Here is a 16,591-nt window from a genome sequence, read left to right on the forward strand (position 1 = left end):
CTTCCTCCCTACTTCTCCAATCGTTCTGATAATGAGCGAATTTGATCACGTAATCGAGCCGCTTCTTCAAATGCTTCTTCTTTTATTTTACGTGCTAACTCTTCCTTTAAATGTTCTAATTCTCGTTTTAATTTCAGCTCACCTTTTGTACGCTCTGGGATTTTCCCTCGATGAACTGATTGACCGTGAATCCTTCTTAGCAAAGGCTGGAGACGATCCCGAAATGTATGGTAACAATCCCCACAGCCAAAACGACCAATTTTACTAAACTGATTATAGGTTAAACCACATGTCGGACAGCGAAGGGATTGTTGTTGGTAACTCCCATGAGCTGTCTCATTGGATGGAGTATCAAAATTAAGTAGTCCTGATAACAACTGATGAAAAGAGAATCCATGGTCAAAGCTAGGCATATATTCTCCTTTTTCTTGGGCACACACTTCGCACAAATGAAATTCTGTTTTAGTTCCATTCACTATTTTCGTGTAATGAAGTGTTGCCGGCCGTTTTCCGCACTCTGGACAGAGCATCGGCCGTCACTCTCCTTTACTAGTAAGTAATATCGTAATCATGATCCGAATCATTCGCGCTCTCATTTGGTCTCGAAGCGGAATGGGTAACTGAATGGTATCGCGAGAAACAAGCCGCATCATCATCAAAGCTTCACGTTGAGTCATCAGTTCTTCATCAACTAATCGGGAAATAATATGCTCCGCAGTCAATTGTGGAATCGCATTTCCGACTTTATCAAGGAGATCTTCGAATACTTCTTGGTCTGTCTGAAAGTGAACTTTGCGAATGCGGATATATCCGCCCCCTCCTCTTTTACTTTCCACCAAGTATCCTTTTTCAATCGTGAAACGGGTCTGAATCACATAATTAATCTGAGAAGGAACACATTGAAAAGTATCAGCTAGTTCACTTCGTTTAATTTCAATGACACCTGTTGAACTTTCTTTCAAAATTCGTTTGAGATAATGTTCAATGATGTCCGAAATGCTACTCATCGGACAACCCCCTGCTGACTTTGACTAACTTTGACCTTATGTTTTTATTATAGCTAAATTTGCTTTTTGTGCCAAGTCCTTTTAAATTAATAAAAGGAAAAAGCTGATCTCCGTAGTGCCTTTATACTAAGTCATCTTTGCCTTACAAGGTCGCTAACACCTTTCCGATTCCAAGAAAGAATATATTGACTCCTCTTTTCCCATCGAGGAATTTTAGGAACTGCACAAAGTCATTACATAAGCGATTTCCTAACTGATGTTGAACTGCACTCCAAAATATAACCTAGTTCTATATTCCCTCGAAATGAGTTAATTCATACCTTCAGATTAGCAACCATCTTAGATCAATCTCTAAATGAGCCGTTTGATCCAAATCCCGTCAGATCGTTGTTTCTCTATCACACTCTCGTAGCATGCTACAAAAGTCATTCGTCTGAGAAATATCTTCCCTCCTAGGTTGATGGGGTAAACTAAATGATTCCCAATGACTTCATGTCGTTGTGCTCATCCCAAGTATCTATCATCGCAAGGACTATGGGAGCATATTTTTCTTCTTATTCTGTCCTGACACTTTTCACGCCTTTGACTTTTTTCATCTGATCACACAGCTGGGTCAGTTCCACTTTTTCAGATAGTCGTATTACAAAAGTCAAACCAATCTCTGCACTGTCATCTTCATCGATATCCCTCTCTTCAATATTTACTTTTCGAATACTCCCACCTTGTTCAGCAATCAAGGAAGCGATTTCTCCAAGTTTATCTGGTTCATCTTGGGTGATCATATGAATCGTTTGGAGATGTCGTTTTTTACTAATCATACTCTCCAAACGGTTAAGCAACTCTAAACTAAATAATACGAGCAGAGTCGTTAAAATGGCTCCATACATAAAGCCAGTTCCTACTGCTAGACCAATCCCTGCAACTACCCACAAGGAGGCTGCTGTCGTCAATCCTGAAACTGAAAAACCATGACGCAAAATCGTTCCTGCTCCTAAAAAACCTATTCCACTAACCACTTGTGCACTGATTCTTGAAGGATCAAATCGTACACCAGGCTCACCCATAAATGATGGAAAGCCATAGATCGAGATCAACATGATCAAAGCAGAGCCTAGACTTACAAGAATATGTGTGCGGAATCCCGCTGGGTGATTATTTCTTTCCCGTTCCCAACCAACTAATCCCCCTAATAAACCTGCCAAAAATAAACGCAAGGTAATCTCCCAATAAGGAATGGTCCACACACTTTGCATGTCCCCTACCCACCTCCATCATGAAACGAAAGCCGGGATGGATTCCCCGGCTTCAGTCATATCCTTTTAGATCCTATCTACATTTAATCTATGCAATCTCATGTGTTTTTATCTCAATATCTAACAGATTTACTATTATCGAACATGATCTAATATCTCAGAAAAGGTAGTAATCACAAAGTCTGCATCAGCTAACTCATCACTTTCTCCAAACTGGGGGAATCCGGAGTAACGACATCCAATCACAGGTAGTCTATTTTCTTTACCCGCCTCCACGTCTGAACTTCGATCCCCCACCATATAACCTACTTGTATCCCATGCTTTTCTATACAGATTCGAACTAAGTCCGTTTTACTCTTCGTCTCATAATCACCTGCTGTGTAAACCTCTCGAAACCAATGAAGGATTCCCTGTGATTCAAGAGCTCCCCTCACATAAGGACCTACCCCATTACTTGCAATCATCAAAGTCCAACCTTGTTTCTTCAACTGTTGTAACGTTTCTTTCACACCTGGATAACACTCACTTTTTCCTTCTTTAAATAACTTCAGCTCTTCTTGAAGCATCCATTGATCAGCAATCTCTCTTGTTTTTTCGTCAGCATCAGGCAAGAGATTCTCCCAGATTTCCTGATGTGTCATGCCAAAAACCGATTGAATCTTTGTTTCAGAGGGAATGCTTCCATCATATAACTGGTGTTGTTGTAAAGAATTAAATGTTTGTTGAAAAGCGGGTACAGCTACTTTTTCTGTCTGAAATAAGGTTCCATCCAAGTCAAAAATAATGGCTCGCATCTCAATCCCCTTTTCTCTTATGTATCATTCATTGTTCTCTGTCAACTTAACCAAAATCGCTTATGAAAGCAACTAAAAGACTGCTCATCAGTAGTTTCGATTAGGCAATAATCACCTGTTCGATCGAGCGTCAGTGCTCGATTCCCCCCCTTCATGAGCTTGTACCTTGCAAAAAAGAGAAGAAGCCCCCTCTACCCTTCGCTTCCGGAAGGAGGCCAAAGGCATCGAAGGCTCTTCAAGAAGAGTTGCCTTCTTTTTTCGATAGATCTTCACCTCATACCCCCATTTTCAATACTTTTATCAGCTATGATTAAGACAAATGAACATACTGGGGTGTTCACCTTGACCTATAAACAGATTAAATGGTTGATCTTAACCATCCCTACCTTGGTGATTGGTCTGTGGGAATATATTCGCCACGAATTTCTTTTACCTTATATCTCCATGGATTTAGGAAATTGGTTATCTCCGGTGATTGTATTCTTGGTCACCATCACTTTACTGCGACGACTCTTTGTCATTTATGAACAAATGCAAGAGCAGTTAAAAAGAGAACGAGAAGATAAAGCGATTTTACAGGAACGGGAACGAATTGCCCGAGAATTGCATGATGGAATTGCGCAAAGTCTATTTTTGTTCTCGGTACAATTTCAAACATTGAAAGCAAAACATACTGATCCTGAATGGGAAGAAATGGACCAAAGTCTACGCAAGATTTACGATTATGTCCGCCATTCGATCGCTAATTTAAAAAAACCCCCTACACTCTCATCCGTAGCCTGGAATAAAAAAATTGAAGATTGGGTAATGCAGTATCAGATCGATACAGGAACTTCGATCCAGTTGGATGTAAACCTAGATCAAGCCAATTTGACATCCAAAGAAAAGTTAGAGTTGTTCTCATGTATCCAGGAAGCATTGAACAATATTCGTAAACATGCCGAAGCACAACAAATCTGGATTACTTTTTCAGTGGAAAACAAAGGCTGGAAACTTGAAATTATCGATGATGGAAAAGGATTTACGGGTGACCCCTTTCAAAAACAGAATCGTTTCGGCTTAAAAATCATGCGAGAACGTGTCCAAGAGATCCAAGCACACTTATCACTAAGGCGAAAAGGAGAACAGACTTACCTGTTGATTAAAAAGGAGGGAAACTCATGACGAATCCTTGTCGAATCTTGATTGGAGATGACCATGAGCATGCACGTAAAGGGATGCGTATGATCCTAGCCAATGATCCTAACTTTGAAATCGTGGCTGAAGCGAAGAATGGAAAAGAAGTGATCCAATTGACCGAACAAATGATGCCGGATATGATCTTGATGGATATCAATATGCCTTTGATCAATGGATTGGAAGCAACACGAATCATTAAAGAACGCTTCCCTTATGTCAAAATTGTCATGGTAACTGTCTCTGACGATGTTTCTGACCTGTTTGAGGCTTTAAAAAAAGGCGCACAAGGGTATCTCTTGAAAAATTTAAATTCAACCATTTGGTTAGAATATCTACGAGCTTTAGCTGCCGACGAAACTCCCATGCCCAAAGAAGTGGCACGTCGTATTTTAAATGAATTTAGCCAAAGTCCACGACCTGTCCCAAACCCTGGTCTAACCGCTCGCGAGCAGGAGATTCTCTCATTGGTCGCCAAAGGATTAAGTAATAAAGAAATTGCAACCCAACTCTCCATTTCAGAGTATACAGTGAAAAACCATTTAAAAAATATCATGCAAAAACTTCACTTAAGTAACCGGGTACAATTAACTCGCTATGCTTACGAACAAGGCTGGATTAACTCCTCAGATAACTGGTGCTAGATTCATACAAATGTCATGATCATAGCTCAGACGAGTCATGGAGTGTTCATCAAACTTTTATAAAATTGTTTTTGCCTGTTACTAACTATTGAAGGAGTCAATGATTGTAATGAAACGCATATCTTTCAGTTTTAAACTATTTCTTGGACTATTTACTCTCATCTTTATGACTGCTTGCAATCAAGGAAACACTGATCATGATCACCATCAAAATACACCCCAGATTCCCGGTTCACAAAATCTAACCTTAGGCTTTCAAACCGTTCCAGCACAACCCATGCCAGGACAACCGATCGAATTACAAGCAACAGTAAAAGAAGACAACAAACCCTTTACAAGTGCAAGAGTAGAGTTGGAAGTATGGAAAAAAGGAAATAAAAAGCATGACATGCTTCCTGCTAAACATAGTGAACAAGGAATTTATAAAGCTACGACTACGTATCAAGAAGAAGGCGAGTATCTGGTCATTGTCCATGTCACAACCCCAATGGTTCACCAAATGATCGATAGTAAATTCCAAGTAGGGCAAGGACAAGCTAGCCAAGCGACTCCAGACACAGGTGGACTCCAGATGAACTTAATGCTTCCAAACGAAACCACCAAGGGACAAACGACAAAAATCACTGCACATGTAAAAAATGATGGGAATCCTCTTAGCCAAGCTGAGGTACAAATTGAATATTGGAAAGAAGGAAGTCAAACCAAGGAAGCCAGTGACACGGCAGAAATAAGTAGTGGAGATTATTCCACAAGTATTCGTTTTCCTGAAGCAGGGACATACCATCTCGTTCTACATGTAGAGAAAGGAATCTTAAAAGGAAAAGAAGAAAAAACTTTGCTTGTGAAGTAAGATCTCTTAAAATTTCTCCCCAGTTTTTTATCCATTTGTGATACAATAGCCAAAGAATAACATTTAATTTTTTAGAGAGCTACTTCCACTTATAAAAGCGGAGCTTGATGAACCATTTCAAGCTCCGCTTTTATTACTTTAGATAAGTGCCTGTCAAAAACATCATATAGACTAAAAAACTAGCCAGTCCCACATAGCTAATCCCATACATCCAGCGTGTAAGTGGTTTGACACTATAGTATTTTTCATCCTTCTGGATTCCACCTACGGCTTGCTCTTTGGTAACCATAGATGTTCCTTCAATCATCATGTGAACCTGAGGCTGTTGAGATGTAGGATGAATCGTTTTGGTCAGATAAACCTCACGAATCGTTCCAAAAGATCCTTCCATCTCCACAATGGTACCCAATCCGGGGTATTCGATCTTCACTGACTCTTTCTGACTTTCAACATTACAGGTATGAACCCAGAACAAGGGACGTCTGTGATTTTCTCCAGGAATCCACATTCCTGCATGTTCAAATTGTTGAGGATCTACTTTGGCTTCAATCGCAAACCGGCGTAGCTTTGGTTTACGATTAGGGCGATAGGTTGACCAAAGTTCAATCACGAATAGGACATAAATAAATAGCAAGAGCCAACTTCTCAGATAAATAATTAACAGTAATCCTACAACTAACCCTAGTACCCATAACCAACGGGTAATTGCAACCACGATTCTTCCACCATCTAAGGGATGAATCGGCACAAGGTTAAAAAGGTTGATAAAAAAACCGATCGATGCAATCGTAAAGAACAAAATATCACCTGTATAAATTCCCAAGAAAAATGGTATCAATGCACCCACAGTCCCTAATAAAGGACCACCCATAGCAATAAAGGCTTCTGTGCTAGCGTCTTGGGGCTGTCTCTTCATCATGATTAAAGCGCCCAAAAATGGAATAAATGCTGGAGCTGAGACAGGCAAACCTTTCATTTTAGCTGCCCACACATGCCCCATCTCATGAATAAAAATCATCACTACAAGCCCGATCGCAACTTCAAAGGGAGCGATTAAGGTATATCCAGCCACGGAGACTGCCATACTGATAATCGTTCCTCCAAATTTCCCAAATTTCAGAAGGGGTAACAATGCCTTTAATTTACTACCGATACTAACTAATAAAACTCCGAGCCATCCCCATCGGGATAAAGCTCCACGTTTGGGCTTAGTATTCTGTTTTTCTTCCACCTAGGCCCTCCTCCTTCAAGATAGTTACAAATTTTATCGATTGAAAATTCTATCTTCAGTTGTATAGAGTCTCAGTTATCTTATTCCCCTTCAAGTCCATTTATAAGCTAATGAAAAAGCCCCGGAGAGACCGGGACTAAATAGTAATCAGCGATTATTCGTAACGAAGACACTCGATCGGATTAAGACGAGCGGCTTTATTGGCGGGCAAGAGCCCAAAGATCACACCAAACGCCATCGAGAACAAGACTCCACCGATTGCAACAGGAATCGAAACTGTAGCCGGCCATACATCGAGGGCACTTAAAATGAATGCGCCTCCTCCGCCAAGAGCAATTCCAATCCCTCCACCAATCATCGATAAGGTCACCGACTCAATCAAAAATTGCATCAGGATATTCCCTCGGCTAGCTCCGAGCGCTTTTCGAATCCCAATTTCTCGAGTTCGCTCCGTCACAGAGACCAACATAATATTCATGACACCAATTCCGCCAACTAACAAAGAGATACCACCAATACTCCCAATGACGATGGTCATGATATTAGCCACTTGGGTGATCCCTTGTGTCAGTTGCTCTAGATTCTGCGCTTCATAACCATCTTGTTTCTGATGATTACGATTCAATACTTTGACAGCTTCTTTTCCTGCCATGTCAAGGTGTTCTGCATCTTTTACCTTTAAAGTCAATTGGTCGATCCGCATAGAGCCAAAAATAGTTCTCCAAGTCTGAGCAGGCAATAATATTTGAGGAGGATCGATCAGCCCCTCCAAACCTTCCGCTTTTTGTAAAACTCCGACCACTTTGACCGGTTCAGAGCCCACACGAATAATTTTGCCAACTGCCGACTGATTGGGGAATAGTTTTTCAGCTACACTATTGGAAAGAAGAGCGCCACCATTACTGCTTTGGAAATGCCCTGTGTCAAAAGTGGTTCCCTCTGCGATCTTCATAGAACCTAATTCTAAATAGCTTTTATTATTTAAACCAATCACGATGGTTCCGCTTGATTTTTTATCACGATACTGTACATTTGCAATCTCAAAGCTACTTGCAAAAACCTCCTCTACTTCAGGAATCCTCTTTAAATCAATGAGGTCCGTTTGGTTAAATAAGTTCTCATCTTGAAAGTAGAATGTAGCATTTTCGTCTTGTTTGGCTTGAATATTGACCGTATTGCTGGAGCCTGCAAATGCTTGGGTGAGTTGATCTGTCCCACCCTGCCCAATGGCAACAATCAAGATCACTGAAGCCACACCGATGATAATCCCCAACATCGTGAGAAAAGAGCGTAGCTTGTGGGCGAAGATCGAGTCTAGCGCCATCTTCATATTTTCCCAGATATTCATGGCGCTATGCCTCCTTGCTCTTGCCGATCGGTTACAATCATTCCATCTCGGATCATAATCTGCCGCTGAGCCCGCTCTGCCACTTCTGCATCATGGGTGATCATCACCACCGTGCGTCCTTCTTCATGTAATTCATCAAATAAATCCATCACATTTTCACTGGAGACCGAATCTAAGGCTCCAGTCGGCTCATCCGCTAACAATACTCTAGGTTGGGTAACAAGTGCACGAGCAATCGCTACCCGTTGCTGTTGTCCGCCAGACAGTTCCGAAGGGCGATGGTCCTTACGGTCCTCCAGACCGACTCGGCGTAAGGCTTCTACAGCACGGACACTTCGCTCCGACTTCGAAACACCTGCATAAGTCAGAGGCAATTCCACATTTTGTTGAGCAGTCATCCTAGGTAAAAGCATAAATTGCTGGAAGATAAATCCAATTGTCCGATTTCGGATTTGTGCCAAACTCACTTCCTCTTCAATAGAAATATCTTTACCATCCAAAATATACGAACCTTCAGTAGGACGATCTAGACAACCGATAATATTCATCAGCGTGGACTTACCTGACCCGGAGGGTCCCATGATCGCGACATATTCGCCCTCTTCGACAAGTAGGTCGATATTTTTGAGAACAGGAACTTGCAAAGCCCCTGCTTGATAAGTTTTATACACTTCACGCAATTGGATCATTGAACTTTCACTTCCGATCCATCCTTCAAGTCTGGACCTGGTTTCAAGATAACCAAATCATTCGCTTGAAGGCCGGAAACAATCTCTATAAACTCAACATTACGCTTACCTGTTTTCACCTTTACTTGCTTGGCTTTTCCACCATTAACCACAAAGACATAAGATTCATTATTCACTTCTTGAATTGCAGAGATTGGAATACCAGTCACTTGATCTGAGGCTGTGTGTACTTCAACGATAAGTCGAGAGCCCAATTTCATCGGTACAGAATCTTTTAATTGAATCTCGATCGGATAAGTCACTTGTGCCTCACCTTGACCCAGTGGGTCCGTGGAATTTTTGGGTAATAAGGCGATTTTCTCTACTGTCGCTTTCCATTCTTGATCAGGTAAGGCATCTGTTTTCACAGCGACGGGTTGACCTGTTTTTACATTGAGTGCATCATATTCAGAAATATTAGCAGTCACTTTTAATTGACTCAGGTCTGCCACAATAACGAGGGGCTCAGTGGAAGCGGAAGCAATTCCTGCTTGCTCATTTGCTTGAACAATCGTTCCCTCAAATTCACTCGTCACATACAAACGCCCTTGTCTTGTTTCAGTCATTGAGAGTTGTTGTTTCGCACGCTCTAATTCTAACTTTGCTAATTCAATTTGTTGATTGATCTCATCTTTGGAAGCCGAAGTAGGAGGGATGTTACCTAGCATAGGATCAGCAGATATAGCAGTGGAACCAATCTTCTTCTTTTGTTTATATAAGTTATCTAGATTAACCTTCGCTGTCTTCACTTGCAGTTCAGCTTGTTTCTTTTCAGCCAAAACAGATTCACTGTCATATTCAACTAAACGTTGCCCTTTTTTAACCTTTTGCCCTGGTTTTACTAAGACTTTTTTTAACTCCCCACGCTCAGGCTGGAGATAAACATTTTGTTGCTTGCCTGCTGTCAATGTTCCTGAAGTGGTAAGCGTCTCTTCTACTTTTTGTTCCTTCAACTTGACCACTTCAACATGATTCTCGGTCTTAAAGGGTTGGAGGACAGAGAGAGTAAAGGTTCCCACCACTGCAGCAGCAATACCGATCCCAATCCAAAGTTTCTTATTCACATTTGTTCCTCCACATCTATCATCGTACCTACTAAACTAAGGAAATATTCACCAATTACAACAGGACACTGTCTCTCATGTCTGTGTTCAAAAAAACTATTCATTAAAGAAACAATGTCCCTCTTAGTTGAAAATACTTATGAATGATTTAAAGCGTTTCCATTCCCAATCAGATACCTACATATTCATAGCACTAAAGTATGATCCGATAACGGAAAACATCATGCCGATCACAAAGAAGATCAAAGAAATGGTCCATGCTTTCCCTTTGGATAATTCCCCTACCACACTTAACCCTATGGCAGTTAGGACAACGCTCCAAATTCTTATCACATCGATCGAGGATAAAATCCCTTTTAAAGCCCCATCTGAGGAAATGATGGTTGCTAAGCTAGTAGGCGAAACTCCCCCCATCACATCTCCAGTGATTACACTATAGGCAAGAGCCATAATTAAAGATATGACAGATAAAATCATCAGATGGACATTCAGAGAAAACATCTTTTTGAAAGTGGTTTCTCCTTGGAAAATGGTGACCATCAACCAACAAAAGAATGCACTAACTAAACTCACAACAGGTACCATAAACAAGCCTGTAATTACAGAAGTAGTGAACGTGATCATCTTTAAAATCTCTGGATCTACAGATGGTTGTCCATTCGTTGGTTCCATAGATTGTTGTATAAAGCTAGGATCGTTAATCAATAGATAAGCCTGGGCTACAACGATTAACGTCACCAAGACTGTAAAAATGATCAGTGGTCCCCAAAATGTTGGATTTTGATTAATTCTTTGAAATTGCTCTCTAGGACTGGTTAAAATCCCGAATACAGAAGGTTTCCTTCCTTTGTCTAAAGCTGGTTGCTGAGTGGTTTCCACTCTCCCACTCTCCTCCCTCTTTGGTATAAAAAACATACATCACACATCAAAGAGTGATCCGAACCTTGAAACCCTTCTCAGTTTTCATCAGTTACCCTGTAATATGAACATTTTAATCACATATGGATCCAAATCCCGACGGGTGCGCTCGAACTCTGCTTCACTAAAGAAACATCTCCCCACCTTAATCAATTGGGTGAGTAGTTTAAGTTGTCCATGTCGAGATAGGGGTCAGAGTGATCCCTAATCGTATTTGTTATCACAAATTTATTTACGGATTTCAAGGATCGACACCAATCAAGTGGCTTTGCAACAGGGCTTTTATCACCCTGTTATCTAAATGATATCACTCCAATATAAAAATATCTATACTTAATCTTCCTTATTAAAAGAATTAAACTCCTGTTAAGGTAATCATAGATCTATGAGTAAAGAGATATGTGTATCTCCAGGAAATAATCAGTAAAAAATTCTAATTCATATAGCTTCAATGATCTCTGAAATTATATTTATAAATCTTTTACTCTCTATCATAGAATTCGTATTTGAAAGGCCATTTTAGTCCACTCCAATTCATACAGAACTACGTATATAAAAAAAGAACCTATACTCAAGGTATAAGTTCTTTTCAAGATCGTACAATTATTTTGGTGGAGCTAAGCGGGATCGAACCGCTGACCTCCTGCTTGCAAGGCAGGCGCTCTCCCAGCTGAGCTATAGCCCCATATATAGGAGCTATATTATCATATTATGGGAGATAAGTCAATGATTCAATTCTCTATCTAAGACATCTCTTTCCACATTTCATTTAACTTCTCATAACTAGCTGGGAATTGTGCCTGGTATTGTAAGAAGGTAGGAATTGGATATCGAACTCCCCCTTTATGCGTTCCTTGCAGTCCTTGTACCAGATCTTCCGCCCAACTATAGGGGAATGAAAATGCCATTTCATGATCATGTGTTTGTCCAAAAACTCGGTCTCCATAACATGGTAATATCACTTGAGGTTCCTTTGTCTGCTGAGTACGGATGACAATATCTGCACAATCGGCTCGGGCACTAAAATGTGAAGTCAAATGTCCCCCCTTTTGATATAAAGCTCCTGCGACTAAACGCATCACTTGTGCAGAGTTTCCATATACCAATACCACATCAGGGGTAAATGTAGTTCGATGTAAAGGAGCAATCCAAACCGTTCCGCTTTCCTCTTTGTTCAACTTTGGAACAACCGCCTCTGATTTCTTTCCAGCTTCCATCGTTTCCGTATACATGCCACATGCTAGTGTTCCTTCTTCATAATATGGAATTTCTTCTTTAAATCCGAAAGCCACCTTGGCAATCGGACAAGATAAATCCTCGCCCCCCATAGCTAAAGTCCAACCATAGCGCCTTGCCATCGTAATTGCCTGACAGATCGATAACTGAACCCCAAAATCTCGAAAAGGTCTTTTGACCCGATTCGGTTCAATCTCCCCATCTTTTGCCACTTTAATCGCTAGTGGAAATGTATCAGGTCGGACATACTGTTGAATCGCATCTGCAATTTTAGCTACTCCCATACTAGTACCACTCCTTTTTTTGAAACTGCCCTATATTTTCAATTATAAAATATTTCTGCGTGAAATAGTTCCTTAATTTCATTCATCTCCCTCATCATGAAAAGATAAAACTCTTAAATTCACCAAAAAAGCTGCCTACCAAAGTTTGCAGCTTTTCCTTTGTTTTATAAAATTTATAATTTGTCAAGTACATCTGCAATTTCTTCCACTTGCGGACGACTATGTATGTTAAAAGAGAGTGCTCGAGAAATTAATTGATCTAATTCCTTAGGGCAGTCTTTACAAAACGTAGAGATGGGTGGGATTAGCAAACCCGTGGACATAGGGTTTTTCCCTGTTAACATTTGATAGATCATGACACCAATGGTATAGGAATCATATAAGTTATCGAGCTTACGAGCTTTATTGGGATCTCCAAGATCTAAGCTTGGCCCCTTGGGTAAGGCCCCAAGTGGTCCTCCATAGATAAATCGAATTCCTTTGTCTGAGGTGATCATAATATTTTGGGGATGTACAATCGTAAACTGTTTATTCTTATACAGCCGTAATAATTGATAAGTGACTCCACGCATTACCGAGGTCATCTCATCTAGCGAGACTGGAGTTTTTTGTTGTAAATGGTGGGCTAATAAAGTTCCTTCTAGACTCTGAAAAACTTGATATAAACAATCATTTTCGATAAACACTTCACGAATCGGGAAGAATACGGCATCTTCACGAATTAAGATTTTCTCTCTTTGAATTTGTTTGCTAACTGGTTTGATTTCTAATCCATGAATAAACCGGGTTTGTGAATCCCCCTGCTTCGTTTTGGTTTCAGCAAAATATAAGACACCGATCACGAATGGAAATGCATTTAACACACGGTATTTATGATTAATCCACTCTCCTTGTGCCTTCATCTTCATACACTCAATTCCCCTTTATTTCCATATAAGCCATATAAACACTAATCCATCTAGATATCATACTGAGAAACTCGGACATCATCATGGATCCATTCCAAGAAAGTCACGAACATTAAATAAACATCATTTTCTAATTATAATATTTTATTCTATCATGAATCACCCCAACACTGTAGAGATTGCTTTAAAAGCTTTTACGAAGGCTTAGTTAAATAAACATGAAATCAAATAGTTACGTGTGATAAACTAGAAACAGAATCCATTTTCAGAAAATAGAAAACAGGAGGAATCTCTCTCAACTATGGACAAAAAAGTAACTCGAAGTTGGGCTATGTATGATTGGGCCAACTCCGCCTTTGCTACAACGATCATGGCCGCGGTGATGCCCATTTTCTATTCAGATGTCGCAGGGCAAGGCTTAGATCGCAATATTTCCACAGCCTATTGGGGTTACACACAGTCAATCGCCCTCGTGTTTGTTGTCTTATTATCTCCTATTCTTGGGGCGATTGCAGATGCTTCTAACTCCAAAAAGCAATTCCTACGATTTTTCACCTATATGGGTGTCATTGCATCTATTCTAATGTTTACAATCGGTGAAGGGCAATGGGTCTGGGCCTCGATCTTGGTAGTTATCGGTACTCTCGCCTTTTCTGGTGCCAATGTATTTTATGATGCTTTCCTTCCAGAAATCGCCCCTGAAGAAAAACAAGATTATGTTTCCTCCCAAGGATATGCTTATGGATATATCGGTGGTGGGATTCTCTTAGCGATCAACCTCCTGATGATTAGTAAGCCAGATCTCTTTTATCTCAGTAGTATAGGCGCCATACAAGTTTCTTTTTTATCTGTGGGCATTTGGTGGTTTGTCTTTTCTATTCCTATGTTTCGCAATGTTCACGAAAAACCTGCACCTGCCATTGCTGTCTCCGTCTCTCGCAAAGTAGCCAACGGTTTTAGAAGTGTAGGGCAAACATTAAGGGAAATTAAAAAATACCCTGAACTTCTCAAGTTCTTAGTTGCCTTTTGGTTTTTCAGTGATGGAATTAATACCATTATTAAAATGGCGACCATTTACGGACGAGAAATCGGAATCGGACAAAACGATTTAATCTCTGCTCTGCTCATCACTCAATTTGTAGGAATACCTTGTACTTTATTTTTTGGGAAAATAGCAGAAAAACTCGGAGCAAAGTTAACTTTAATCATCACGCTTTTCATCTATCTGTGTATTGTACTACTTGGATATTTTATGACTTCTCCTATTCATTTTTATCTACTTGCTATCATGGTTGGTCTTGTCCAAGGTGGAAGTCAAGCCTTAAGTCGCTCGATCTTCGGTCGATTGGTTCCTGCTCAACGGAATGCTGAATTTTTTGGGTTCTTTGGGTTATCAGGAAAATTCGCTGCCATCTTTGGTCCTTTTGTGTTTGGTTTAATGGGACAACTGACAGGCTCAAGCCGTGCAGGGATCGCTTCTCTTTCCCTCTTTTTCATCATCGGGATTGTTTTATTAATCATGGTGAACATTGAAAAAGGAAAAAAAGAAGCTTTAGCAGAACTCTCAGCAACGAATACCAATGTGAAGTAAGGCACTGGGAAGGACACCAAAGTGGCACAAAACTTTTTACTCCAACTCATTGTATTTATCAATAAACATAACTGATGTATAGCGGACTAAGACTAGGTCCGCTTTTTTATGATGTGCTTGTATGAGACAACATCTTCGATTAACATAACAGAATATAAGTAGAGGACTCATATATGAAAAACAGCTAAAAACTAACAATTGAATGTTAGTCTTCTTCAACATTCATTCACTCAAGGAGGTTCATCATGAATCGCAAAGCTGTACGAAGCTGGTTGTGGGTGGACTGGGCCAACTCCGCCTTCACAACAACAATTATGGCAACGATCATGCCCATCTTTTATGCTGATGTGGCTACTAAACATATGGATGCTACTACATCTACAGCCTTTTGGGGATATACTCAATCGATCGCCTTGATTGTGGTAGTTCTTCTCTCTCCAGTCCTTGGAGCGATTGCAGATGCAGCTCGTTCTAAAAAAGCATTCCTTTGTTTTTTTACCTTTATGGGAGCGATCGCCTCCGTCTTAATGTTTTTTATTGGTGAAGGAGATTGGATTCTCGCTTCTGTCCTTATGATCATCGGAACGATTGGCTTTTCCGGATCAAATTCTTTTTATGATGCTTTTCTTTCAGATCTTGTACCGAATGAACATGACAGGGACTTAGTCTCCTCTATTGGTTATTCCTTTGGATATATCGGCGGTGGAATCTTACTCGCAATTAATTTACTGATGATTCAGTATCCGGAGTCCTTCTTTCTTCCTGATCGCTTAGTAGCAACTCAAGTCTCCTTTATTACTGTAGGGCTTTGGTGGATTGGATTCTCCATCCCCTTCTTTATACATGTCAAAGAGAGTAAGCGAGAAGGGACCCAAAGCCGATCCGTCGTAAACTGGACCAAACATGGCTTTCAATCCGTAGGAAAAACCATACGTAACATCCGACGATATCCTGAACTCTTAAAGTTTCTAGTCGCTTTCTGGTTCTTTAGTGATGGGATCAATACCATCATCAAAATGGCCACCATTTATGGACGAGAAGTGGGGATTGGACAAAATGATTTGATTATTGCTCTTCTCCTCACTCAAGTTGTAGGCATTCCTTTCACCATTTTATTTGGTAAAATTGCCGAGAACTTTGGAGCCATGCGTACATTGACTATGACCCTATTCGTTTATCTATTAATTGTTATGCTAGGCTTTTTCATGACAACTAGCCTTCATTTTTATCTCTTAGCTACTGCCGTAGGTATGGTTCAAGGGGGGAGTCAAGCTTTAAGTCGGTCCCTATATAGTCGATTAGTTCCTACTAAGCACCAAGCTGAGTTTTTTGGCTTTTTTAGTTTATCTGGTAAATTTGCCTCCATTTTTGGCCCCTTTGTTTTTGGTCTAATTGGACAATTAATGAACTCAAGCCGTCTAGGCATTATCTCCATCGCTTTTTTCTTCATCATAGGAATCATCATCCTTTCAACCATAAATCTAGAAAAAGGCCGCATTGAAGCCATCACAGGAAATCCGAAAGACGATTTATATATAGCCTAATGAAAGCCAGAATA

General features: G+C 40.3%; 16 protein-coding genes and 1 tRNA gene. 5 read left to right on the forward strand and 12 right to left on the reverse strand.

Annotation, left to right across the window (positions count from 1 at the left end):
- Positions 1–8: 8 nt before the first annotated feature.
- From mcsA to EDD58_RS09255, 4 genes are all read right to left on the reverse strand, one after another.
- A complete protein-coding gene (mcsA, locus tag EDD58_RS09240; RefSeq protein WP_131924720.1) occupies positions 9–530 on the reverse strand; it encodes a protein-arginine kinase activator protein McsA in 522 nt (173 codons plus the stop codon).
- A 6-nt stretch (positions 531–536) separates the two neighbouring features.
- A complete protein-coding gene (locus tag EDD58_RS09245) occupies positions 537–1,007 on the reverse strand; it encodes a CtsR family transcriptional regulator (RefSeq protein WP_131924723.1) in 471 nt (156 codons plus the stop codon).
- A gap of 554 nt (positions 1,008–1,561) precedes the next feature.
- Positions 1,562–2,260 carry an MgtC/SapB family protein gene (locus tag EDD58_RS09250; protein WP_131924726.1) on the reverse strand — a complete coding sequence of 233 codons (699 nt, stop codon included), beginning with the start codon at positions 2,258–2,260 and terminating at the stop codon, positions 1,562–1,564.
- Between the two features lie 135 nt (positions 2,261–2,395).
- The gene (locus EDD58_RS09255; protein ID WP_131924729.1) at positions 2,396–3,055 is read right to left on the reverse strand and encodes an HAD family hydrolase; all 660 of its coding nucleotides are present in this window, start codon (positions 3,053–3,055) and stop codon (positions 2,396–2,398) included.
- A 342-nt stretch (positions 3,056–3,397) separates the two neighbouring features.
- Here EDD58_RS09255 and EDD58_RS09260 point away from each other — a divergent pair, with 342 nt between their 5' ends.
- From EDD58_RS09260 to EDD58_RS09270, 3 genes are all read left to right on the forward strand, one after another.
- Complete coding sequence (locus tag EDD58_RS09260; protein ID WP_131924732.1) at positions 3,398–4,219, forward strand: sensor histidine kinase; 822 nt, start codon at positions 3,398–3,400, stop codon at positions 4,217–4,219.
- Positions 4,216–4,875, forward strand: coding sequence for a response regulator (locus EDD58_RS09265; RefSeq protein ID WP_131924735.1), 660 nt, complete (start codon positions 4,216–4,218; stop codon positions 4,873–4,875). Before EDD58_RS09260 ends, EDD58_RS09265 begins: the two co-directional genes overlap by 4 nt.
- Positions 4,876–4,984: 109 nt before the next feature.
- On the forward strand, positions 4,985–5,725 hold the full coding sequence (locus EDD58_RS09270) for a FixH family protein (RefSeq protein ID WP_165875902.1): 741 nt from the start codon (positions 4,985–4,987) through the stop codon (positions 5,723–5,725).
- Between the two features lie 133 nt (positions 5,726–5,858).
- Here EDD58_RS09270 and EDD58_RS09275 read toward each other — a convergent pair whose 3' ends face one another.
- The 8 genes from EDD58_RS09275 to EDD58_RS09310 all read right to left on the reverse strand — a co-directional run bounded on the left by EDD58_RS09275 (position 5,859) and on the right by EDD58_RS09310 (position 13,442).
- Positions 5,859–6,956 (reverse strand): site-2 protease family protein, encoded by a 1,098-nt coding sequence (locus tag EDD58_RS09275; protein WP_131924741.1) that lies wholly within the window; start codon positions 6,954–6,956, stop codon positions 5,859–5,861.
- A gap of 154 nt (positions 6,957–7,110) precedes the next feature.
- Positions 7,111–8,304, reverse strand: a complete 1,194-nt coding sequence (locus EDD58_RS09280) for an ABC transporter permease (RefSeq protein WP_131924744.1) — start codon at positions 8,302–8,304, stop codon at positions 7,111–7,113.
- Positions 8,301–8,993 carry an ABC transporter ATP-binding protein gene (locus EDD58_RS09285; protein ID WP_131924747.1) on the reverse strand — a complete coding sequence of 231 codons (693 nt, stop codon included), beginning with the start codon at positions 8,991–8,993 and terminating at the stop codon, positions 8,301–8,303. The genes EDD58_RS09280 and EDD58_RS09285 overlap by 4 nt, the downstream gene beginning before the upstream one ends.
- Positions 8,990–10,096, reverse strand: coding sequence for an efflux RND transporter periplasmic adaptor subunit (locus EDD58_RS09290; protein WP_131924750.1), 1,107 nt, complete (start codon positions 10,094–10,096; stop codon positions 8,990–8,992). The genes EDD58_RS09285 and EDD58_RS09290 overlap by 4 nt, the downstream gene beginning before the upstream one ends.
- A gap of 177 nt (positions 10,097–10,273) precedes the next feature.
- Positions 10,274–10,975 (reverse strand): YknW family membrane protein, encoded by a 702-nt coding sequence (yknW, locus tag EDD58_RS09295; RefSeq protein WP_165875903.1) that lies wholly within the window; start codon positions 10,973–10,975, stop codon positions 10,274–10,276.
- 648 nt (positions 10,976–11,623) lie between these two features.
- A tRNA-Ala gene (locus tag EDD58_RS09300) sits at positions 11,624–11,699 on the reverse strand.
- A 58-nt stretch (positions 11,700–11,757) separates the two neighbouring features.
- Complete coding sequence (locus EDD58_RS09305; RefSeq protein ID WP_131924756.1) at positions 11,758–12,534, reverse strand: DUF169 domain-containing protein; 777 nt, start codon at positions 12,532–12,534, stop codon at positions 11,758–11,760.
- A 173-nt stretch (positions 12,535–12,707) separates the two neighbouring features.
- Positions 12,708–13,442 (reverse strand): protein kinase family protein, encoded by a 735-nt coding sequence (locus EDD58_RS09310; protein WP_131924759.1) that lies wholly within the window; start codon positions 13,440–13,442, stop codon positions 12,708–12,710.
- Between the two features lie 301 nt (positions 13,443–13,743).
- Here EDD58_RS09310 and EDD58_RS09315 point away from each other — a divergent pair, with 301 nt between their 5' ends.
- Complete coding sequence (locus EDD58_RS09315) at positions 13,744–15,033, forward strand: MFS transporter (RefSeq protein ID WP_131924762.1); 1,290 nt, start codon at positions 13,744–13,746, stop codon at positions 15,031–15,033.
- A gap of 245 nt (positions 15,034–15,278) precedes the next feature.
- Entirely contained in the window at positions 15,279–16,577 is a 1,299-nt protein-coding gene (locus EDD58_RS09320; RefSeq protein WP_131924765.1) for an MFS transporter, read from the forward strand.
- Positions 16,578–16,591: the final 14 nt, after the last annotated feature.

The organism is Hazenella coriacea (assembly GCF_004341825.1).
Taxonomy (GTDB): domain Bacteria; phylum Bacillota; class Bacilli; order Thermoactinomycetales; family Thermoactinomycetaceae; genus Hazenella; species Hazenella coriacea.